The organism is Paenibacillus sp. FSL L8-0494 (genome assembly GCF_038003695.1).
In the GTDB taxonomy this organism is placed as follows: domain Bacteria; phylum Bacillota; class Bacilli; order Paenibacillales; family Paenibacillaceae; genus Paenibacillus_AQ; species Paenibacillus_AQ odorifer.
This window is the reverse complement of sequence record NZ_JBBOPQ010000001.1, coordinates 3,825,948-3,845,652: the sequence shown is the minus strand read 5'-3', so window position 1 is coordinate 3,845,652 and position 19,705 is coordinate 3,825,948. Positions and strand designations below refer to the sequence as shown.

Annotated in this window: 23 protein-coding genes and 1 pseudogene; 16 read left to right on the top strand and 8 right to left on the bottom strand. The window is 40.5% G+C overall.

The features are described from left to right. Nucleotides 1-5: 5 nt before the first annotated feature. Nucleotides 6-551, bottom strand: a complete 546-nt coding sequence (locus tag NYE35_RS17515; protein ID WP_254924482.1) for a TetR/AcrR family transcriptional regulator — start codon at nucleotides 549-551, stop codon at nucleotides 6-8. 183 nt (nucleotides 552-734) lie between these two features. Between NYE35_RS17515 and NYE35_RS31445 the strand changes: the two are divergent. The 5 genes and pseudogenes from NYE35_RS31445 to NYE35_RS17495 all read left to right on the top strand — a co-directional run. Continuing rightward, nucleotides 735-947 (top strand): annotated as a pseudogene (locus NYE35_RS31445) (DUF6262 family protein); the annotation flags it as partial. A 320-nt stretch (nucleotides 948-1,267) separates the two neighbouring features. Next, on the top strand, nucleotides 1,268-2,080 hold the full coding sequence (locus NYE35_RS17510; protein WP_036687600.1) for a hypothetical protein: 813 nt from the start codon (nucleotides 1,268-1,270) through the stop codon (nucleotides 2,078-2,080). Between the two features lie 537 nt (nucleotides 2,081-2,617). Beyond that, complete coding sequence (locus NYE35_RS17505) at nucleotides 2,618-3,580, top strand: helix-turn-helix transcriptional regulator (RefSeq protein WP_076099069.1); 963 nt, start codon at nucleotides 2,618-2,620, stop codon at nucleotides 3,578-3,580. Nucleotides 3,581-3,689: 109 nt separating this feature from the next. Beyond that, nucleotides 3,690-4,316 carry a type 1 glutamine amidotransferase family protein gene (locus tag NYE35_RS17500; protein WP_076099070.1) on the top strand — a complete coding sequence of 209 codons (627 nt, stop codon included), beginning with the start codon at nucleotides 3,690-3,692 and terminating at the stop codon, nucleotides 4,314-4,316. Nucleotides 4,317-4,633: 317 nt separating this feature from the next. Then, entirely contained in the window at nucleotides 4,634-4,939 is a 306-nt protein-coding gene (locus NYE35_RS17495) for a DUF3889 domain-containing protein (RefSeq protein WP_076099071.1), read from the top strand. 560 nt (nucleotides 4,940-5,499) lie between these two features. On the opposite strand, the gene NYE35_RS17490 is transcribed toward NYE35_RS17495, so the two are convergent. Further along, complete coding sequence (locus NYE35_RS17490) at nucleotides 5,500-6,435, bottom strand: Gfo/Idh/MocA family protein (protein WP_076099072.1); 936 nt, start codon at nucleotides 6,433-6,435, stop codon at nucleotides 5,500-5,502. Nucleotides 6,436-6,546: 111 nt separating this feature from the next. On the opposite strand from NYE35_RS17490, the gene NYE35_RS17485 reads away from it, so the two are divergent. Then, on the top strand, nucleotides 6,547-7,503 hold the full coding sequence (locus NYE35_RS17485) for a helix-turn-helix transcriptional regulator (protein WP_341121796.1): 957 nt from the start codon (nucleotides 6,547-6,549) through the stop codon (nucleotides 7,501-7,503). A 163-nt stretch (nucleotides 7,504-7,666) separates the two neighbouring features. Here NYE35_RS17485 and NYE35_RS17480 read toward each other — a convergent pair whose 3' ends face one another. Beyond that, nucleotides 7,667-8,911: an MDR family MFS transporter gene (locus NYE35_RS17480; RefSeq protein WP_036687590.1), complete on the bottom strand. Its 1,245-nt coding sequence runs from the start codon at nucleotides 8,909-8,911 to the stop codon at nucleotides 7,667-7,669. Nucleotides 8,912-9,054: 143 nt separating this feature from the next. Here NYE35_RS17480 and NYE35_RS17475 point away from each other — a divergent pair, with 143 nt between their 5' ends. From NYE35_RS17475 to NYE35_RS17465, 3 genes are all read left to right on the top strand, one after another. Then, nucleotides 9,055-10,827: an ABC transporter substrate-binding protein gene (locus NYE35_RS17475; RefSeq protein ID WP_341121794.1), complete on the top strand. Its 1,773-nt coding sequence runs from the start codon at nucleotides 9,055-9,057 to the stop codon at nucleotides 10,825-10,827. A gap of 244 nt (nucleotides 10,828-11,071) precedes the next feature. Beyond that, on the top strand, nucleotides 11,072-11,992 hold the full coding sequence (locus NYE35_RS17470) for a ketopantoate reductase family protein (RefSeq protein ID WP_341121792.1): 921 nt from the start codon (nucleotides 11,072-11,074) through the stop codon (nucleotides 11,990-11,992). Nucleotides 11,993-12,026: 34 nt separating this feature from the next. Beyond that, a complete protein-coding gene (locus NYE35_RS17465; RefSeq protein ID WP_038571468.1) occupies nucleotides 12,027-12,440 on the top strand; it encodes a VOC family protein in 414 nt (137 codons plus the stop codon). A gap of 127 nt (nucleotides 12,441-12,567) precedes the next feature. Here the strand turns inward: NYE35_RS17465 and NYE35_RS17460 are convergent, their stop codons facing one another. Next, the gene (locus NYE35_RS17460; RefSeq protein WP_076106790.1) at nucleotides 12,568-13,128 is read right to left on the bottom strand and encodes a TetR/AcrR family transcriptional regulator; all 561 of its coding nucleotides are present in this window, start codon (nucleotides 13,126-13,128) and stop codon (nucleotides 12,568-12,570) included. Nucleotides 13,129-13,281: 153 nt separating this feature from the next. Between NYE35_RS17460 and NYE35_RS17455 the strand changes: the two genes are divergently transcribed. Beyond that, on the top strand, nucleotides 13,282-13,962 hold the full coding sequence (locus tag NYE35_RS17455; protein ID WP_076106788.1) for an SDR family NAD(P)-dependent oxidoreductase: 681 nt from the start codon (nucleotides 13,282-13,284) through the stop codon (nucleotides 13,960-13,962). Between the two features lie 110 nt (nucleotides 13,963-14,072). On the opposite strand, the gene NYE35_RS17450 is transcribed toward NYE35_RS17455, so the two are convergent. Continuing rightward, nucleotides 14,073-14,465, bottom strand: coding sequence for a hypothetical protein (locus NYE35_RS17450; RefSeq protein ID WP_076106786.1), 393 nt, complete (start codon nucleotides 14,463-14,465; stop codon nucleotides 14,073-14,075). A 186-nt stretch (nucleotides 14,466-14,651) separates the two neighbouring features. On the opposite strand from NYE35_RS17450, the gene NYE35_RS17445 reads away from it, so the two are divergent. Then, nucleotides 14,652-15,524 (top strand): GNAT family N-acetyltransferase, encoded by an 873-nt coding sequence (locus NYE35_RS17445; protein ID WP_341122478.1) that lies wholly within the window; start codon nucleotides 14,652-14,654, stop codon nucleotides 15,522-15,524. Nucleotides 15,525-15,645: 121 nt separating this feature from the next. Here the strand turns inward: NYE35_RS17445 and NYE35_RS17440 are convergent, their stop codons facing one another. Together NYE35_RS17440 and NYE35_RS17435 are read right to left on the bottom strand one after the other, a co-directional pair. After that, nucleotides 15,646-15,813, bottom strand: a complete 168-nt coding sequence (locus NYE35_RS17440; RefSeq protein WP_169744777.1) for a hypothetical protein — start codon at nucleotides 15,811-15,813, stop codon at nucleotides 15,646-15,648. 220 nt (nucleotides 15,814-16,033) lie between these two features. Then, nucleotides 16,034-16,492: an Hsp20/alpha crystallin family protein gene (locus NYE35_RS17435; RefSeq protein ID WP_076133714.1), complete on the bottom strand. Its 459-nt coding sequence runs from the start codon at nucleotides 16,490-16,492 to the stop codon at nucleotides 16,034-16,036. A 114-nt stretch (nucleotides 16,493-16,606) separates the two neighbouring features. Between NYE35_RS17435 and NYE35_RS17430 the strand changes: the two genes are divergently transcribed. The 5 genes from NYE35_RS17430 to NYE35_RS17410 are packed head-to-tail and all read left to right on the top strand — an operon-like array spanning nucleotide 16,607 to nucleotide 18,270. Next, nucleotides 16,607-16,831: a spore germination protein gene (locus NYE35_RS17430; protein ID WP_036687577.1), complete on the top strand. Its 225-nt coding sequence runs from the start codon at nucleotides 16,607-16,609 to the stop codon at nucleotides 16,829-16,831. Nucleotides 16,832-16,844: 13 nt separating this feature from the next. Then, nucleotides 16,845-17,072, top strand: coding sequence for a spore germination protein GerPB (locus NYE35_RS17425; RefSeq protein ID WP_341121789.1), 228 nt, complete (start codon nucleotides 16,845-16,847; stop codon nucleotides 17,070-17,072). A 42-nt stretch (nucleotides 17,073-17,114) separates the two neighbouring features. Further along, the gene (gene gerPC, locus NYE35_RS17420; protein WP_036687573.1) at nucleotides 17,115-17,729 is read left to right on the top strand and encodes a spore germination protein GerPC; all 615 of its coding nucleotides are present in this window, start codon (nucleotides 17,115-17,117) and stop codon (nucleotides 17,727-17,729) included. Then, the gene (locus NYE35_RS17415) at nucleotides 17,707-17,883 is read left to right on the top strand and encodes a spore gernimation protein GerPD (RefSeq protein ID WP_341121788.1); all 177 of its coding nucleotides are present in this window, start codon (nucleotides 17,707-17,709) and stop codon (nucleotides 17,881-17,883) included. The genes gerPC and NYE35_RS17415 overlap by 23 nt, the downstream gene beginning before the upstream one ends. A gap of 3 nt (nucleotides 17,884-17,886) precedes the next feature. Next, nucleotides 17,887-18,270: a spore germination protein GerPE gene (locus NYE35_RS17410; protein ID WP_036687572.1), complete on the top strand. Its 384-nt coding sequence runs from the start codon at nucleotides 17,887-17,889 to the stop codon at nucleotides 18,268-18,270. A 6-nt stretch (nucleotides 18,271-18,276) separates the two neighbouring features. On the opposite strand, the gene NYE35_RS17405 is transcribed toward NYE35_RS17410, so the two are convergent. Next, a complete protein-coding gene (locus NYE35_RS17405; RefSeq protein ID WP_341121785.1) occupies nucleotides 18,277-19,590 on the bottom strand; it encodes an outer membrane protein assembly factor BamB family protein in 1,314 nt (437 codons plus the stop codon). Nucleotides 19,591-19,705 lie beyond the last annotated feature (115 nt).

Sequence of the window (19,705 nt, the reverse complement as noted above, 5' to 3'; positions counted from 1 at the left end):
TTGTTTCAGGACTCCTTTGTAATGGCTTGTATCGCGAGCTGGGCGATTCGATCGATGTCCAGCTCGGAATTGCTCGCATAGTAGTGCAGCCCGCAGCAGCCGACCAACACGGCAAGCATAAGGTTGATGCTGTCGTCTTCACGCTGCATAGTCGATTGGAGTGGAACATACAGCCTTTCCATGAATCGTCTCTTGGCAGGGTGCCGATCTTTCTCTGGCAAGCCTGTAAAATGTTCCGCTGCCATTTTGTAGACGAGATATGCGCGGGCATCTGACTGCCACAACTGGAGTAGCGTCTTGCAATACGTTAACAACTGCCTGTCGTCAGGGTTGTCCCGGCTGATGTTCGCCCATTGAGTCAGGGTTTGCTCACATCGCTCGAAGCCGCTGCTCAGCACATCTTCTATTAGTAAATGCCGGTTGGGGTAATAATGGTATACCGTGCCATAACCGAGACCAGCCTCGCGGGCGACGTCGCGAATATCAAAGCTTCCGCCCGTACGGAAGTAGGTATGCGCGGCGAAGTCCAGGATCTGTTCTCTGCGCTGCATACGTATGAGCTCATTTTGTTCTTTGGTACGGGGGCACATGGGCGCGTTAACCTCCTTTTTTTATATAGACCTGCAAATTTGTCAATATAAAGAGTGTAACGCATGAGGCGGAGAAATGCAATTATCCGTTGGCGTTCGATGAAAACAAGTATTAGACTGAATAATAAAGTGCTTACCGGGTAAGACAATCCTGAGATACGAATTTGCATTGAATCGCTTCGTCAGCAGCAAGTTCAAGAGCCGACACCGAAACAAATTAAGCGGGAGATGGATGAAAACAACAAGGACGCCATCATTGCGTCGTTAAAACGAAAGATGAAGAAGCTCGAAGAAGAAAATAAAAAGTTGCGAGAACAACTTAAGTTTTCCTATGCGGAGGTCTATCAATGGATTTGAGGGAATGACTGTTAGCTTATCCAGCTTACGGGCAGCTTAATTTAAGATCATACTCGGTGAACTGTATCATAAATAGGGGCAAGTTTAACCCTTGAAACCAGTGAGCTAGGATCAATTTCGTTTCGAGTTAATGTGAATAATATCCATTATTTTTAAATATGCGACAAAAATTGCATTTGAAGAAATATTATTGTATGATTTTATTGTGTTAAAAATTGGAAAATTTAATCGTCATTGTGTGGACAGTACGGATACTACTTCAGCAGTTAATTATGGCGTAACCAAAGTTTCTTATACTTATTAACTAAGGAGAAGCAGCCTTGCGTAAGAAGAAATATGTTAGCATAGCCTCAATTACATTGATTGTGATTATGGTCGTTCTATTCTTCAGTATGAAAAATGTTCTTTTCGACGGCTCTTCTAACAAATCAGAGGAACAGGCCGTCACAACAACCAGTGAGATGATTAACGAGACAGAGAAACCAGCTGCCACAATAACGAATAAGGGAACCAATGAAAAGAAGAGCGTAACCGCGATGGAGGCACTGCGCCTTGGGTACTCAGAGGCGAATAAGCTTACGGAAGAAGAGCCATTACTTATTAACATAACAAGCACGGATGACACTTCTGTTTCCCAGGAACGAACCGATGGTTCGGATGGAACAAGAGATGCTTGGAATCTCGAATTTGGCAGCAAGAAAGGGAATGTTTTTATTTATATCAAGATCGATAATGGAATGGCCATTAAGACTGATGTGAAAAAGCACGATAAGAATTTACTTGTAAAAGGACAGTATGCGATATCTGATATTCAAATCGATTCTTCCGATGCAGTTAAACAAGCTGTTGAGAGACTGGGGATGAAACCAGGAAATCCTGCTATAGCAGATGACTGGATCAAGGGGTATCATTTTACTATCAGCAGGTATAATACTGATCCTAACTCCTCCAAAACACGTCTGCTGCTAAGAGTTATGGGTATCTCGCCAAATTCTCCTAATCGTGAGAATGACAGTTTGAGAATGAGCGCTTTCTTTGATGTCAAAACAGGCGAATTGATGAGCGCTACCGAGATGACAGGCTTCGACAAGGATGGGAATACCATGTGGAAGAATATTGAGCTTAAATACTGATGACGGCATAAATAAATGAAGAAGGAAGATATTTTCGTAAAAATACAACATATTACCAAATAAAGAGTTATTATTGATGGAACTTACCGTGCGTTACTGCTCATGAGCAGACGCATGGTAAGTTTGTTTTTGTGTAAAGGCGTTATTAACTGTCTACTTGGTAAAGTCTATACGCATCACTCAAGTTTATTGAACTGGAAATATCCATTCTTCGAGGTGATGTATATGCTGAGTATATTCTTTAGTCCCCTGAACGGCGGTTAGGGCAATTGGAACCTAGCGGATCAAAGAAAGAGCATCCTGCAAAGGATGACCCAAAAACTCACCGTTAAAAACAGCGCGGTGAACTGTATCACAAGTTGTGGTAAAGTAGATTGTTGGGTTGAGCTAAGAGCAGCAATGTTAAAAATTGCAGATTGTTGTTTATAGATTGCTAAGTGAGGATTGAAAGGCTGGAAGATCGATGAATAAAGGGATGCAGGCGATTCGCAAAGCTAATAATTTTGAGCGATCCTAATAAAAGATGAGGTATATGTGATGCCAAAAAACGATAATATGCTGGCAATCCTATGGATGCTGAATTCGGGTGTTAAAATGACCGCAAAACAAATATCCGAAAAGTTAGAAATAAATATAAGGACAGTCTATCGGTATATTGATGCGCTAAGTGCCAGTGGAGTGCCTATAATATCCGACACTGGTCATAATGGCGGGTATAGCCTACTGAATAATTTTATCAGAGCACCACTGCTATTTGATATTGAAGAAAAAAAAGCACTTCTTCATGCTGCTGTTTTTGCAAAAGAAGCCGGATACCCTTTGAGTGAGGCATTAGGTAATGCGACATCCAAATTGAAAATGTATTCGAATGAGGAACAGGAAAGTGTTCTCAGCCGTCATTTAGCCGGATTTGAAGTTATAAACCGTAGGGGAGATCCTTCTATTCAGCCAGTATTAGCGGAATTGGAGCAAGCTGTAGCAAACGAGTTCTCTGTAGAAATTGATTATCACACACGCCGTGATGATCAACCCAAGACTAGGGTGATAGATCCCTATGGTATGGTGTACTGGAACAATAAATGGTATATTGTTGCATTTTGCCACCTGAGAAATGAGATTCGCAGCTTTCGGGTAGAACGGATTTTACAAATCAAGCGGACTCAAAACATATTTAAACGTTCCGAAGCTTTTTTGGCTCGAGAATTTTTTTTGCGAAATCTATTACCTGATTTAGTCGGCAAGGACGGGTTAATTGCTTTAGTTATCGAAGGTAGGTCAGAGGCGTTGGATGACTTATGCCTGCATTGGTTTTTGGGGCATCATCTGAAAGAGCGTACATCAAATCAAGCAATCTTTTTACTTGAGGAAAAATCAATTCATACCTATGTTCCTAATTTTCTCTTATCCTACGGGAAATCCATTCAAGTAATCGAACCACAGAGTTTGAAGGAAAAACTTGTTGGTGTGGTGTCGGAGTTATTGGAATATTATCAACTTTAATAACTTCACTGACAGCGGATGTCAGTGAAGTCATTTTATAATGACGATAATCATTGATTACCGATGGTTGGTATCACTAGATGAATTGTAAAATAAGGAGAACTTGCAAATGAATAATACGGTATATCTTTATGTGTTTGACACAATGGCAGACTGGGAAATAGGCTACGTAACTGCCGAACTGAAATCGGGAAGATATTATAAAAAGGGGCTGGTCCCGTCAAAAATAGTTACCGTGGGAATTGATAAGACTCCAGTAACTACAATGGGCGGATTGAAAATACTGCCTGACATCAAATTGGATGAGTGCAGCATTGAAAGATCAGATCTATTGATTTTACCCGGTGGAGATACATGGACAGAAACCATTCACCACCCCCTCTTAAAAATCGCTGAAAGGTGTTTAAGGGAAGGTATATGGGTTGCAGCGATTTGTGGTGCTACAATGGGACTTGCCCAGACAGGATTGCTGAATTCACGTGGGCATACAAGCAATGATCTGGAATACCTTAAAATGATCTGTCCCACTTATACAGGAGAAAAGTATTACAAAATGGAGTCTGCTGTAACGGATGGAAAACTGATCACAGCATCTGGAATAGCTCCATTGGAATTTTCTGCACACATCTTGAAAGCTTTGGATGTGTTTTCTCCAAAAACATTAGACGCCTGGTATAGCCTTAATAAGACTAATGATTCTAAATATTACTATGAGTTGATGAATTCAATACAATGAAGGTATCAGCATTTAAGGAAAAGTGAAAGTGTGTTGTATATATGGATATGGACAAGATGCCACATGAGTAACAATGCGACTTAAAATATTCCTTCCATAGGAATCCTAATGGAGTACGATAGTTAAGCATAAAGGGTTCCACATATTAGTCATGTATAATATGTAGAACCCTTTATTATATCTGACTTTCCTAAATCTAGATCTTGATTAATTGAAAAAATAAAGTTGTAGACTGCACGCTGGCATTAAGTTGTTTAAGAATACATTTGGATAAAGTGGGAGATATTACTGAAAACTTCTCCAGATGGGCGGTTATTATGAAAAAAATACTGATATCATTTTTGGTGATACTTATTTTTTCCACTGTTACAGTAGTGGCTGCGCCTGAATACGCAAAATGGGGCAAAATTGCAGTAGAGGAAACACAAAAACGATACAATGCAGTCATAATTGATTATAAGCACATTGGTCGTACTGAACTAACACCTAAAAAGTCTGAAGAGAAATTCAAACTATGGATTAGAAGCAAAGCAGGTAACGAGTTTGGGGTTTTTGTATCAATCCAATTTGACCCATCAACTGATACAATCCAATCGATTCAGTTTTCTGAAACTAATCGTTAGATTTAATAAATCTCGCTATTTACGCTAATGGGGCACGATAGCACAATGACAACAGGCTGCCGAGATCATAGGCAGCCTGTTCAGCTAACGGGCAGAATAACGTGATGTAGGTGTGTATTTTAATGAGAAGAGTAATAGAGGTGGATTAAAGATAGGACTTTATTTTCCAGTCCAAGACTACCGCTGGTTTTATAAGGCGCCATTCTAAAAACCCTATTTTCCTCGGACATTACCTCCACAATATCAGCAGGGACCACGATCTTTGAGAATTTCCATCGTATGACTAGTTTAACCTCTAATTGAACTATCTTAATCCCAGGATGAAATCCCTGCAAAATGCTGTGAAATAACAGCATTTTATAAACTAGAACTAAGGACAGCTTACCTTACCAAAAAGGACTAAAATTACTACTTTGTTCTATAATTTCAACATATGAAAAATTCACAATAGAAAAATCAAAACCTATTCCTCTCCCTAGCTACAATTCACTAATTCAATAAGTTCTACGCCCCCACAAACAAAACCCATGAAAAAGGATACCCAACACCAACCTCTATGTTTACACAAGCTTTTTTTCTATTTTTATTGCTAGTTCCATAGCTTGTAGGGCATGGTCTAACTCGATTATGGATGAAGTACCCTCCTCTAAGCATTGGATAGCATGCGTAATACTCTTTTCAAAAGGATTAGCTTGTTCTATCAATAGTTGCTGTTTACCTGCAGAGGTATATTCAATTAATGATCCTTCAACCTTTCCGTTCATGTCGTCACTTTCTTGATAGACAAGCTTTCCTTGTTCAAAATAAGCTTCATACCCTACGGAAAAAGGATAACCAGCTGGCATTTGTGAGGATACAACGATTTCTGCGGAGACATTCGTTTTCTGAAAATGGGTACGTACTAACGCTTGTTCATTTCGTCCACCATCGGTTCCCCACACAGAGTATTCTTCTAAAGATCCAAGCAGCCAGGTAACAAAATCAAGTTCGTGAATCATCAGATTTGTGGAGATAGAATGAAGTCCGAGATCACCCCACAGAGGTGCCGTTTCTCTTTTTAAGGTGAAGGCTAAGAGCTTTCCATATTTCTCTTGATGAGTGGTTTCGTATAAATATTTGTACGCAGGATCAAATTTAATAAATTGGTTCACGAGGATTCGTCTGCCATACTGTTGTTCTGCTTCCTTCATCGCAAGGGCATCTTCATTGTTAAAGCATACAGGTGTTTCACAGAATACATGTTTCCCATGCTTAAGCGCCTCAACGGCAAACTGTCTATGTAAAGTTACGGGCAGACAGATATCGATCACATCAATTGTGGTATCAAGCATGATATCCTCTATATTTGTGGTAATCTCAACGCCTAACGCTTGTTTTAAATTTTGCAGCTTAGCTTCATTTCTACCATAAACAATAACTTTGTCTACACGCTCATTTTTCGTCAATAATTCTGCATGATAAGCTCCGAACCCTGTTCCTAAAACGGCAATTTTCATATGTTTCAGCTCCCTTTATGTAATGAACTAATCATAACCTCTTATTGTTGACAACATCATGGCAAGAATTTTGAAGTATACTTGATAAAAAAGAAAAGCTCGGAGGTTCCCATGCGTTTGCATCGTTTGATTGCTATTTTATTATTAGTGGAGTCGAGAGGGAAAATGAAGGCCAATGAACTAGCTCAAGCCTTGGAGACTTCTGTACGTTCAATCTATAGAGATATTGATGTACTAGCTGAAGCTGGAATTCCTTTGTTGTCTATGTCGGGGCCGAATGGTGGTATCTCTTTAATGGAGGGATATACAGTTAACCTGAAGCAGTTACATGGTGAAGATGTAATCAATCTATATTTAACAGGTATGGGCATCTATTCTGGGGGACATTCTGAATCTGGTCTTAAGCTGAAGACGACGCTGTTGAAATTAGAAAAAACATTGCCCGCATCCTATCAACCTGACATTCAGAAAGCGCAAAAGCGCTTTTATTTCGATGACACACCTTGGTGGACAGAACGAATAGAAATCCCCTGTCTGGAATCTATCCGGACAGCCGTTTGGCGATCTCAGAAACTACAGGTTAAGTACCAAAAGGTTAACGGAGAAGTATCGTGCAGGAAATTACAGCCCTATGGTCTTGTGGTGAAAAAAGAGGAATGGTATCTTATAGCCTACTGTGAAGAAGCTAATCTAATCCGAACGTTTAAATGTGAGCGAATTGTCTCTACACAGCTTGTGGAAGAAGAGTACTCTATACCTATGGATTTTTCATTAGAAGAGCACTGGAAGCAGCAGGGACAGGTTTTTAAGCAAGCGTGTAAAGAAGAAGAGGTCTATCCTGTTGTGATCAGAGCTGATAAGAGAATAATGTCTTTTTTATCTCAGCTAGAGATCATGGAAATGAGAGAAGAAGGGGATGCATTCATTTTAAAGGTGAATATGTTTGGTTATGAAAGTGCATGTGCTAATGTCTGGTGCATAATAGGTCATTCCGAAATCATGGAGCCCTTAGAGCTAAGGCAATATGTAAAAGGCCAGCTGAGTTTTCTTCAGGGAATATATGATTAACCGTTTTTTCTATGTAAAAGAGACCGTAGCTATTGCATATTCTGCAAAGATACGGTCCCTCTTTTCTGATTAAAAGAATTAATTCACATAATTGGTTTACATAATAATGATTATGTTAACCGAGATAAGGATGATCCAATAAACAACGTATTGAATTGGAAAATCATCCTTTTATTGCTCTATTTTTAATACCAAGTGTTAATTTCTCTCTGGCAACAAGTCTTTTGTGCGCTACGAGAAGAAAAGGAAGACCAAAAGCTGTTGTTAAAGCCAACGGCACAAAGATCGCAAGGCCATTCTGAGCGCCATAATGGTCTAACAACACCCCACCGAAGATAGGTGCCATAACACTCCCTAAATTATTAAAGCCAATCGTACCAAAGTACGTCCCTTTCATTTCAGGTTTGGCAATCCGATCGATTAACATATCCATCATCGTAAAGAGTAAGACTTCCCCTATAGTGAACAGAACTACACTGATCATTAGTAGAGCCACACCACCAGCAAGCCCCACTAAGAGAAGACTAAGTGCAACGCAGATATTCCCAAGTATTAAAGGGACAATCGGTGGAAATTTACTTGCCGTACGTACAATGGGATACTGCACTACTAACACGGTTATAGCATTCAGTGAAAGCATATAGGAGAACAATTGCCCCCCATTGGTGAAATGCGTGTTCATCGCTAAATATTGAGCCATTGTTGAGCCGAAGTGACCGTATCCTAACACACAAAAGATTGTACCCAGCAATACTGGCAGGAACACACGGTCTTTTCCTGTGATTGTCAAAGCTTCGAGTAAACGTGGTGCTTGAGCTTGTGTACGGGCGGGCATGCTTGAACGATGTGCCTTAAATTGCATGAATAATACAATTCCGTATGCAACATATACGATTCCGGCGATTAGAAAAGGAAAAGTTGATTCCGCAGAGCCGAGCTGTAGCCCAATGATCGGACCAAATACTACACCAAGATTAATTGCTGCATATCTAAGATTAAAGACAAGCAGCTTGCTCTCGGGTGGTGTAATATCGGACAAAAGTGCCCGTGAAGTAGGCTCGAATACTGATCGACATAAGCCATTTAGGGTGTTTACCAAGAAAAATACCCATAGATGCTGAGCCACTGAGAATCCGAAGAAGACGGCTGCCCAGCCAAATACCGAGATTAACATCACGATTTTGCGGCCAACAATATCAGAAATATAACCGCCATAGAAACTAGCCAATACGCCTGCCAGCGAGCTAACCGCGACCGTAATCCCTGTTTGTGTCGGGGAAGCTCCGAGAACTTGGGTCAGATAGATGGATAAGAATGGGATGCTCATCGAGGTCACCAGACGTCCGAACATGGTGCCGATGATAATTGTCCAGGCTAGAGGGTGAATGTGCCTTAGATGCTGTTTCATAATGATTACGATCTCCTAGTCTTATTGCTCTAATATTGTTGCTGCATATTCATTGTTGATTTATGTATAATTATAATGATAAAAGGGGGAAGGAAAAGTGTAAGAAATACATTGACCGTTTCACCTTTAAAGGAGTGAACCATTTGGACCAGATAAGTAATCATTTTTTATGTTTAGCAGCAGGCGTTACTAGTTCGTTCAAAGTGAATGAACCTGTTCCTGTGACGATAGATTTATTGGCTTCGATCCTAATTTGCACTCCACGCAATGTTAAATTCGTTCTGCGGAAACTGGAAGAGCAGGAATATATTCTATGGCAGCCGGGGAGAGGCAGGGGGCATATCTCTCAACTTACTTTTTTAAAAAGTATTGATGAGGTGTTCGAGGGTAGCTTTCAGGAGTTAGTCAGTAAAGGCAAGATAAAAGAAGCTATCGAATTGATGAGCAGCGATCAGGTGACCGGACCCTTAAAGGAACGATTGTTAACGATGTTAAATAAACAGATGGGTTTCCGTAGTGAAGCAGAGTCAACCTCAGGGCTGGACGTCCTGCGGATTACCCGTAACCGGCATAAGGAAGTACTGGACCCTGCTTATGTATACACCGCTTTTGAATCCTATTTGCTGGGTCAGATCTATAGCACACTAGTTACTTATGACGCAACGACCGATGCCTTTCTTCCTGGTTTGGCCCATATGTGGGAAGCTAATGAGGAGCATACAAGTTATATTTTTTACCTCCGCAAGGGGGTACGCTTTCATCACGGAAGAATTATGACCTCGAGAGATGTAAAAGAGACGCTACAACGGCTTATTGACTTGAATAGCCCTGCGGTGAACCTTTATAAGGATATCGAACGAGTAGAGGTTGAAGGAGATCATCGAATCCGGTTTGATCTGTCTCGTCCAAATCTCTTTTTTCTGCATCTGTTTAGTTGCATTCACATGTCCATACTCCCATACGATATAGACATCACTAGTGAAGTGATCGGTACAGGTCCTTACCGTTTAATGGATCTGAATGAGGATGTATTGGTGCTCGCAGCTTTTGATTTTTATTTCGGAATTCGGCCGCTCCTGGATCGTGTTGAGATTTGGTATTTGCCAAAAGAGGCTTCTAATGAACGCCAATACCAGCTGCCAGATCCTGAACATGGAGAACTTTTACCTGATATCATCAGCAATCACAGTATAGATTACCCGGCCTTAGGCTGTAGATATATTCTGTTTAATTTTCATAGAGAGGGAATTCATCAGCAGCTATGGTTTCGTCAAGTGATCCGTATCCTTTACAGTCGAACGGCTTTAATAAAAGAGTTGGGTGGCAATCGTATCACTCCAGCAGATAGCTTTTTGCCATGGGAGAGCAGTAAGAGAGAGCTTGTAGATCCAACTTTGGAACATGCCCGAGCGCTTTTAGCGGAAAATGGGTTTCAGGGAGAAGTCATTACTTTAGCAACTAAGGATAAAAAAGAAGAACGAGAAGAAGCGTTATGGCTCCAAACACGCGCTGCCTCCGTTGGTTTGCAAATTAAATTATACTTTTTCAATGAGTTTAAAGCAGATCATATACAGACAACAGCCGAGATCCAGCTTGCTGAAGAGGTTTTAGAAGACGATTGGCAATGGGGAATGATTAACTACTTTAATAATAAATCTAATTATTTATTTTCTTTGCTTAGAGAGGACCAGATTTCATTGTTTTCAAAGGTGTTAGGTCCTTTCACAGAATCTCCAAAGGATGAACGGGTGAAGCTGCTGAATCAAGCGGAGGGAATTTTACGAGACAATTATTGGGTGCTGCATGGCTGTCATATGAATAAAAAAGCTCAGCTAAATCAAAGCTTGTTTGGTCTACAAACCGGTTCCTTCGGGTTTTTGGACATCTCCAAGTTATGGATTAAAACTAGGCTTTAAGGTTTTCTTTTGTTATACTTTCCAGGGAGGCTGTATCGATAGAATCGAATGGTGCTCTAGTTGGATCAGATTTATGAATTGTAGCCATGGAGGTGAACTCGTTGGATTTTGCTCAGATCCGTATGGACCGAGACAAAAGAACGGTCGATACTTGACTCTTTTTTTGCCATTCGGACCTGTTTAGCGGATAAGCTAAGCGGTCTTTTTATTTGTTTAAAATAAGGTGAAAAAAGGGGAGACTTACATGCGTTTTCTATTCGTGGGTGCAGGAGCTATTGGTGGTTATTTTGGAGGGCGTCTAGTTCAAAAAGGGGAAGATGTAACTTTTCTAGTCCGTTCTACTAAACAAAAGCAGTTAGAAGATGAGGGTCTGGCAATAAAAAGTGTGCATGGTGACTTTCAGACTCCCGTTCGGACGATTACATACGGGGAGAAGGCAGAGCCTTTTGACTGTATTATTATTGCAGTGAAGGCCTATCATTTGCCTCAGGTGATGATGGATCTAACCCCTTTTGTCGGTGAACATACTATGATTCTCCCGCTCCTTAATGGGTATAAACATTTTGGTATTTTGCAGCAGCATTTTGGAGCAGAAAAGGTATTGGGTGGTCTTTGTTATATCGAAACAACGTTAGATTCGAATGGAGCTATCATACAAAGTAGTTCTTTCCATAGTATTGTGTTTGGTGAATGGGCGGGTGGGGAGTCAGAACGGATGCAGAAACTTCTCAGCCATTTGGATAAAGCAGGATTCACTGTGATATTAAGTTCTGATATTCAACGCGAAGTGTGGCAGAAATATATATTCGTAGCTAGTTTAAGCGGGATTACAACTTTAATGGATAGCTCGGTTGGACCTATTTTAGCCTCACCTATAGCTCGTGCTATTTATGAGCAGCTTCTGAATGAGATCGTGAGCATAGCGCAAAGTGCAGGTATGCCTGGACCAGATATGGTGTCGGTCACGATGCAAAAGATGGATTCGGTCCTGCCCGAATTCACCTCCTCTATGCATAGGGATATGCTTAAACATCTGCCAGTGGAAGCTGAGCATCTGCATGGTGCACTTTTGGCGATGGCTGTACCTGGTCAAGTTGCGTATCCCATTCTCGAAACCGCATATGCCCGTTTGAAAGTTTACGAAAGCGTTAATGATATGAGATGATCTGTATAAAATGACTGTAAGGAGCTGGACGATTATGAAGGAACTGAATCAAAAGATAATGACTTTTCTAATGTTCGAAGGGAAGGCTGAAGAAGCTATGAATTTCTATACTTCTTTATTTGATCACTCCGAAATCATCAGTATTAAACGTTATGGAGCAAATGAAGCAGGCCCTGAAGGGAGTGTCATGCAGGCTACTTTTTCATTACATGGACAAGTTTTTATGTGTATAGATAGCTACGTGAAGCATGGATTCACCTTTACTCCAGCGGTATCCTTATATGTGAATTGTGAAAGTGAAGCTGAAATTGACCGCGTTTATGAAGCATTATCCCAGGGTGGACAGGTGCTCATGCCACTAGGTGAATATCCATTCAGTTCGAAATTTGGCTGGGTGGCGGATCAATTTGGCGTGTCTTGGCAATTAAATCTTCTGGGGAATGTGTAAACGATTGATGTGTTGCACAGACAGATAATACGCTGTATCACAAGGGGCCGAGGTCATCTATAAAATGACGAACTCGGCCCCTTAGTGTCAGGCAGCGGAAAGGTCTGAAGACTCTTCTGATTTTAACTCACGATTGCAGCCCGCTTATGACTAATGATGAAATTCTCTCGGCGACTTCTTGTTGATTTATAGTATTATTCCCTGTTACCCATTGATAGACACCTTCATGGATCATTTGTGCGATGATCGGTACATAAAAGCTTTTCTCGTTATCTGGGTAGATATCTCCTAAAGCGTTAGATAAGTGAACCTTCAGTTCATTTATAATCTTCTCTTTCAATTGAGGGACAACCATCCCTATATAACTGCTGCGGCATTGTATGTTCGGTTGCTGATAGAAATCGAATACCGATAATACGAGTTGAATGATGCCTTCTTGATCGAATTTAATTTCTCCTTCAGTATGTTTTACAATAGCAGCGGATGCCGAATCACCCATAATATAATCCAATAATTCATATTTATCATTAAAGTGTGCATAGAACGTGGCTCGATTAACTTTAGCTCCCTTTGTTATATCGACGATTGTTATTTTCTCAAAATCCTTCAGGGAAACTAACCGTAAAAAGGAGTCAATTAAAGACTGTTTAGTCTGTGTCAGCCGAATATTGTTTACTTTAGTAGCCATTACTTCACTCCTACCCAACAATTTAGCAATCTTGTTGCTATAGCAACATTTGCAGGTTGATTGTTGATTGATACATTAAATTAGTAGCTGTATATTAGCAATTAAAGCAACAGCTGTTACTTTAATATATCATAGAAAAGGAGTTCATCAAAAATGAGAAATATTGTTATCGTTGGTGCAGGGCCCGGATTAGGATTGTCTCTAGCTAAAAAATTCGGAGTTAATGGATTTAGGGTGGCTGTCATTTCACGCAATCCCGAGAAATTATCAATGATCATTAGTGAACTTAAGAAACTTAATATTGAAGCACAATCTTTTGTAGCAGATGTGACAGATTTAGCAGCTCTAAAACAAGTCTTTCAAGCGATAATAAAAGAGTTTGGTTCAATCGATGTACTAGAGTTCAGCCCGTATGCAGGGTGGGATAAATTCACTCATGTGCTGGAAACTACACCTCAAAGTGTGTTGGAACAAATAAACAGTTACTTGCTGCCCGCCGTTCTTTCGGTTAATGAAGTATTACCCGATATGATCCATAGAGGATCAGGAGCCATTCTTTTTACCACTGGTATTTCTGCTATGTTCCCGTTGCCTTTTGTAGGAAATGGCGGCATTGTTATGTCCGGTATACGAAATTATGCTAATGCTTTACACAATGAGTTAATAGATAAAGGAGTATTTGTCGGCCATCTTTCCATAGGGACAATGATACAAGCTGGAACAGCTGGTGATCCTGATGTTATTGCAGAGACTTGGTATAGCTTATATAAAAAGCAAGATAACTTTGAGGAAGTATTCCCTCCTAGATTCGACCCGACCCATCTTCCAAATTAAAAAACTAAATCTTATTGGATAAGCAAGTCGCCTTAATGGCGGCTTTTTATCTATTAGAAGACTTATCTCTCATCAGAGTGAAGCAGGATTGAAGGGTCAGATGAAAGGATTTAATTACATTGCTGAACAACGGTTGTGCGTTCATTAGTAATCGTGACTTTGGAATGACCTGATAAATATTCGGTATAACCGCACACGGTTTGTTCTCTAGACTGTCCGTTAGAGTTGGTGTATCGAAGATATATAGCACCTTCACCATTTAAACTCAATTTTGGTTTGAATTTTTTCTTTTGTCCTGCTTTTATTGGACTTGTATACAATTTCTTTGAATCCGCACGAATTAATCCTACTTCGATAGAGCTAATATCAACATCAGATTGATTATCTACGATGACTGAGAAGCTTTTAAACGGACTCAGAAGATTTGATATCGTCCCTACGCTAAGAACAACTCCACAAGCAATCAGAAATATCGTAATCCCTATAAAAAATCGTTTTCTCATCTTTTAGTCCCCCTATATAAGTAAGACAGGGTTTACTTAAAAAATGTTACATCAAGGAGAAGTTATTTATAACAATTCATTACCAAATGTAGCGTGGACATGCATGTTATTATAAATATATTCCATATTAATGATTTGAAAAGGGGTTTTGCATTGACTACTATTCGTCATTTTGAACAAGGTGACATGCCATTACTTGGGGAACTTTATAACTCGGTATCTACAAAGGGGAATGTTGTTTTTTGGTGGGTTGGTAATGAGGAAAATTGGGAAAATGTATATTGCGCTTTCGAGGACGGTAAAATGGTGGCCAAAGGCCAAGTGAGCATCATCAATATTGTGCCGCCCGGCCGTTCCAAGGATAGCAGACATTCGATCTACCTGAACTTAAAAACAATACCAGAACGTGAAAGTGATTTTGATTTATTAGAAAAAGTGTATCAGTCACTCTTATTAAGAGCACTTGAATTAAAAGAAACGTTATCAAAGGATTACAAAACCACTCTATGTGTAGGGAACGATTCGGCAGAGGTCTTGAATACTCAATTTTTCGAAAAAGTGAAGGGCTTCTCTCATTATAATAGCTTATTTAAGATGAAACATAATTTAAAAGATGGTTTGTCCGAACCCACTCTGGCTGAGGCGTTTGAATTCGCAACCTGGGATATGGAGACGCCTGAAGATGACGAGCATTATTTGGAATTAGAAGCTGAGATTTGGCCGGAAACTCCGCTAGGGAAAGAACGGTTAGCTGAATTCAAACAAAATCCGCTCTGGACATCACTTGTTGTTCGAGAAGGGGAGAAGGTTGCGGGTAGCTTAATGGTCTGGCAGGAAGAGAAGGGCGGCTATATCGAAAATGTATTTGTACTTGAACCATGGAGAAGATCCGGAATTGCTAAGTACATGCTTTTTCAAGCATTGAACTATTTTAGAACCCACGGACTGGAAGAGGCATGCCTGATGGTGCTTACGGAAAATGATTCAGCATTACGGCTATATGAATCAGTGGGATTTATTCTAACAAATGAGGAAAGACGATATCGGATTGAGCTATAAAAGTTATTGAAAGTGAAGGATTACCAAGCAAAGTGCGATAGCTTTTTTGTCGAGCCTAGGTTCGAAGTTAAGGTCGCACTTTATTTGGTAATCCGCTCTGTGAATCATCTGCTAAATGCTTTCATGCCTTTTGCTTTCCATCACATTTCTTACATACGTTAAGCTTTTCACCTGAAATGCCTTTCCCGAAGTACAACAGCTTAATACGTGTGCTGCCACAGATCGGACATGTTCCTCTGGCACGGGAGGGAATGCGCCAAAGTGCTTTGCCGCGTTTGTTTTTTGACATGATTTGACCCCACCTTTACTCTTAATACTCCATCTTATGACCAAGAGGAACTTAAAGTTCGAAGAGTGAAAAGAATAGAAAATCAGAAGAAAAAGGGCTGAAAAACGCTCTCAAAAAACAGCGTATAACTTAAATTATACGCTGTTTTGATTTTAAGGCGTTTTTTTAGGGGGAATGGGGCACTTGGACGAGTAAGACAGGTGGATTTTAAAGGAATATTTTATAAATAACGGATGTCGATATCTTTGAATCTTCCCGCTGACATTTTAGGCATTCTGAATTGCAGGGAACCTTGCTTATAAGTGCCTCTGCTCTGATCTGGAATGACGGGAACTGGCAGCTGAATAATCTCGCTATGATCTTTTCCTAAACCTGTTAATTTAATTTGTGTGCGATTGATTTGTGCCCATATACTTTCGGGGTGGATTCCGCTCGGAATACGAATTTTGGTAATCAGGTGATTATGAGTGTCGATATGCTCAAAGCTTAAACTTGAGGTTTCGTTCATAAATGAAGAGGAGGTCGCTGCAGTTGCTTCTCGGATGACTTTTTCGACATACCCGTCAATTTGGTTAGGATCCAACTTCCACTGCTCTTCAAGAGCTTTCAAGGATAACTTTTTCTTAAAAAAGGGATCTTCATTCATCCAATCTAAAGGGTTCGTCTTATTGGGACTCATGGCTCTACGCCTCCTACGGTTTTTATCCATTGTATGGGCGTTTGACTTATTCAGTGACATCTGGGCGAATATCTACATAGAATAGCTTATCATTCCGAAAGGAGGAGTGGTTTGGTGGTTTCAATCATCGGCAATATTAAAATCAATAGCGTAGGCCCCAGCTCCACAGTCTTAGTAGGAAATACGGCATCCGTTATCCTGAGCAGCAACTCTAAGATTTATGCCGGTGCCAACTCCTTCTCCATAGGTGACTCCATAGGTACGAATATAACGAATAATGCGGCCAGCAGTACAAATACGATGGATTCAGATGTGGTGGATCAAGTATCACCTCCTTAAGGGTGGGGTTTAAATGAACATTACGGTATATCAATGCATATCGATCTATAATCTAAAAATCGGCACTATCTCTAATTCCTCGGTTCTTCAGATTGGTACATCGGGACGAATCAATACTTTGTCTCATAATTATGAGACCTCTGGAGCTCCATCATCGCCTCCAACATCTCCAGCAGAAAAAATGGATTCACCCCTTGTGTCCTTGCCGCCAGCGGCAGAACTGTATGCACATCTGAATTAGGCTCTTTGTCCCCGCATACAATAAACCATAGGAGGGGGTTGTATGCATCCGTATTACGCTCAGCAGGTTTTTAATACACTAAGATTGCAAGCGGAGAAGATTCAACAGCTAGAGAAGCAGCTTCGAGATTTGCAAGGCGATGTAGACAGCATAAAGAACAATAAATCTGCAAGTATAGGACCTATCAATTATCATTTTGAACAATTAAAAATCGAAAAGCTGGAAGGCACTTTAAATATAGGCATTACACCGAATGAGGGGAACAATCTGGATGAAGCGATGATCAACGGTAAACCTATTGGAGAGCAGGAGGTAGGTACAACTGCCTTATCGGATCAGATTCGCCCACAGATTCTGAAGTATGTGCAAGAAGAGGTTCCCTCGCAATTTTCACGTTTAGAAAAAGAGAAGAATTTAAGCATTGATGAGCAATATATCCAAATGGTGACTCAGGATCTGCTGAATCAGATGGATGGACGGATTAACGAGTATGTAAGCCAACTCCCTGCCACAGAAGAAGGGCGTGGATACACTGATGAGGAATGCGCTTCTATTGTAGAGCAAATCAAACGAGATATCGTTATGGCAGTAGAGCGGCATTTGGAAATAAATATAACCGGAAGGCGGGAGACGAATGAAGATAACGGTGATCAATAGAGATATTAGTGTCAATGCAGTGAAAGTCGTTTCGATCTCGGGTTCATCAGTATTTTTAGTAGGGGATACTCAATCCATTCATTGCTCCTCGGCGTTTGACAGCGTAATAGAATATACTCAGAGCGCTCCAGATCAAGTCGAAAAAGGCAGTTAACCTATGCACACCTCACGCATACAAGATGTCTATATCAACAATCTGTCTGACAGTTCTATCTTTATATGTGGATCTGTAGGCCGGGTTCAATCTAAATTCCTGGGAAGCAAGGAGAATTACCTTTTTAACATAAAGGAGATTAATAATCGCACGAAAGATACTACACTTATAGACATTCCTATCCCTGTATGGACAAACCAAGGGAATGAAGTGGATGAATTTGTGATATTAAAGGATTCCGCGGAATCAACGATTAATATACAATATATCAAAATTCTGTCGATTGGGTCTGGCACGACCTTCCAGATTGGAAACAGCGGGTCAGTTCATCTGGAGAGTCGAACCATTGAGTTTAAACGAGAAGTGGCTGCAAAAGATAAGGAGTAACAACAACTATTTTAATTCTTTTGGCAGAGAAATCGCGAATATATTGTGCTCCGTCTGGATGTAGAGAATACCATTCGCACTGAATAGTTTGCCGTATTGTTGTGCTCCAGTTTTTACTTTGCCAAGCGCTTTTCCTGTTTCTGCATTTATGATAAAGAAATATCCGTTCTCATAGCCGGCGTATAGCCCCTTACCCATAGATTGAACGCTTAACGCAGGACTGTCCGGCCCGTTGAAGCTTATAATGCGATTATCGTTCATTTGAACGGCAGTGATCTGTGCATCCTTTTGGAAAAAAGCCATGTTATTTACTGGACCAGCCACCCAATTTCCGTACTCCTCATAACTTTTGGGTTCACTCGCTGTTTCTTGACCTAAGGTAAAGCGGTATAGTGGATGACCCCCCCATTGGTCTAAACCTCCATCGACTGTATATAGATACGAGCCTTGAAGTGATGTGAAATAATTACCGAGTCTACTGACATCTTCGAGCGGTTTATAGTTCTTTTTGGTCTTCGCTTTTCCAGTTTTAACATCAACATGTACCAAGGTCAACTGATAGCCTTTAAGAGGCTCGTTAGAGGCATCATTTGCAGCATTTGCTTGTTCGCGGAGTAATAATTCACCATCCCGGTAAGCAACAAAGCTATAAAATCCCTGAATTCTCCATAACCTCTTGCCTGTAGCCGGATCGAGCCCGAAAAACTGTGTACGCCTATTATCAACAGTACTGGATACTACCAATACCCCGTTATATAGGCCGTCGATACTTCCTACATACATAGGGATGTCTTTATTCTCCCAGATTTTTTTACCAGTAACCGGGTGATAAGCTGCAATTCCACCATGCTCGTTCCGGAAGTACAACACTCCGTTAACTAACTCCGCGAAAGCACCGATTTCAATCGGATCTTTGGCAGCCTTAACCTTCCAAAGCAATTTCCCCGTTTGGGCATTAACTTTTACAAGATAACCCTCATAAGTGATAAAGAAAACCGAGTTATTCGTTATAATCTCAGGATTTGTTCCGTTTTTGTAGGACCATTTAACTTTGCCTGTACTGAGATCGGCGGCCTTTAGTGCCCCGCCTGATGAATAATAGAATAATCCATTTGCAGTAGGGGCCTGTTGGCTATAAATCCCTTGACCATCTGCCTTGTCGTGCCATAAGGGTTTAATTGTGGTGATAGAGTCGACGGTTGTTGAAGAGGAGGCAGGGGTTGTTACTGCTGCTTGAGCACCAGGCAAATATACACCAGCTCCAGATACGAGCAAGGAGGATGCTATAACGGTCTTTAGGATAAACGGTACATATTTCACGATTTTAGCTCCTTATAGATCATTTATAATATATTGACGCAGGGAATGGATATTTGTTTCTCAATTGTAAAAATACACTTGTTAACATAAAAAATATTATGTTAACAAGAAAAGA

What these genes read in the sequence shown, in the direction of transcription:
- NYE35_RS17515 (WP_254924482.1), bottom strand. Translation starts at nt 551, where the DNA reads ATGCAGCGCAGAGAACAGATCCTGGACTTCGCCGCGCATACCTACTTC.
- NYE35_RS17505 (WP_076099069.1), top strand. Translation starts at nt 2,618, where the DNA reads ATGCCAAAAAACGATAATATGCTGGCAATCCTATGGATGCTGAATTCG.
- NYE35_RS17500 (WP_076099070.1), top strand. Translation starts at nt 3,690, where the DNA reads ATGAATAATACGGTATATCTTTATGTGTTTGACACAATGGCAGACTGG.
- NYE35_RS17495 (WP_076099071.1), top strand. Translation starts at nt 4,634, where the DNA reads ATGAAAAAAATACTGATATCATTTTTGGTGATACTTATTTTTTCCACT.
- NYE35_RS17490 (WP_076099072.1), bottom strand. Translation starts at nt 6,435, where the DNA reads ATGAAAATTGCCGTTTTAGGAACAGGGTTCGGAGCTTATCATGCAGAA.
- NYE35_RS17485 (WP_341121796.1), top strand. Translation starts at nt 6,547, where the DNA reads ATGCGTTTGCATCGTTTGATTGCTATTTTATTATTAGTGGAGTCGAGA.
- NYE35_RS17480 (WP_036687590.1), bottom strand. Translation starts at nt 8,911, where the DNA reads ATGAAACAGCATCTAAGGCACATTCACCCTCTAGCCTGGACAATTATC.
- NYE35_RS17470 (WP_341121792.1), top strand. Translation starts at nt 11,072, where the DNA reads ATGCGTTTTCTATTCGTGGGTGCAGGAGCTATTGGTGGTTATTTTGGA.
- NYE35_RS17465 (WP_038571468.1), top strand. Translation starts at nt 12,027, where the DNA reads ATGAAGGAACTGAATCAAAAGATAATGACTTTTCTAATGTTCGAAGGG.
- NYE35_RS17460 (WP_076106790.1), bottom strand. Translation starts at nt 13,128, where the DNA reads ATGGCTACTAAAGTAAACAATATTCGGCTGACACAGACTAAACAGTCT.
- NYE35_RS17455 (WP_076106788.1), top strand. Translation starts at nt 13,282, where the DNA reads ATGAGAAATATTGTTATCGTTGGTGCAGGGCCCGGATTAGGATTGTCT.
- NYE35_RS17450 (WP_076106786.1), bottom strand. Translation starts at nt 14,465, where the DNA reads ATGAGAAAACGATTTTTTATAGGGATTACGATATTTCTGATTGCTTGT.
- NYE35_RS17445 (WP_341122478.1), top strand. Translation starts at nt 14,652, where the DNA reads ATGCCATTACTTGGGGAACTTTATAACTCGGTATCTACAAAGGGGAAT.
- NYE35_RS17440 (WP_169744777.1), bottom strand. Translation starts at nt 15,813, where the DNA reads ATGTCAAAAAACAAACGCGGCAAAGCACTTTGGCGCATTCCCTCCCGT.
- NYE35_RS17435 (WP_076133714.1), bottom strand. Translation starts at nt 16,492, where the DNA reads ATGAGTCCCAATAAGACGAACCCTTTAGATTGGATGAATGAAGATCCC.
- NYE35_RS17425 (WP_341121789.1), top strand. Translation starts at nt 16,845, where the DNA reads ATGAACATTACGGTATATCAATGCATATCGATCTATAATCTAAAAATC.
- gerPC (WP_036687573.1), top strand. Translation starts at nt 17,115, where the DNA reads ATGCATCCGTATTACGCTCAGCAGGTTTTTAATACACTAAGATTGCAA.
- NYE35_RS17415 (WP_341121788.1), top strand. Translation starts at nt 17,707, where the DNA reads ATGAAGATAACGGTGATCAATAGAGATATTAGTGTCAATGCAGTGAAA.
- NYE35_RS17410 (WP_036687572.1), top strand. Translation starts at nt 17,887, where the DNA reads ATGCACACCTCACGCATACAAGATGTCTATATCAACAATCTGTCTGAC.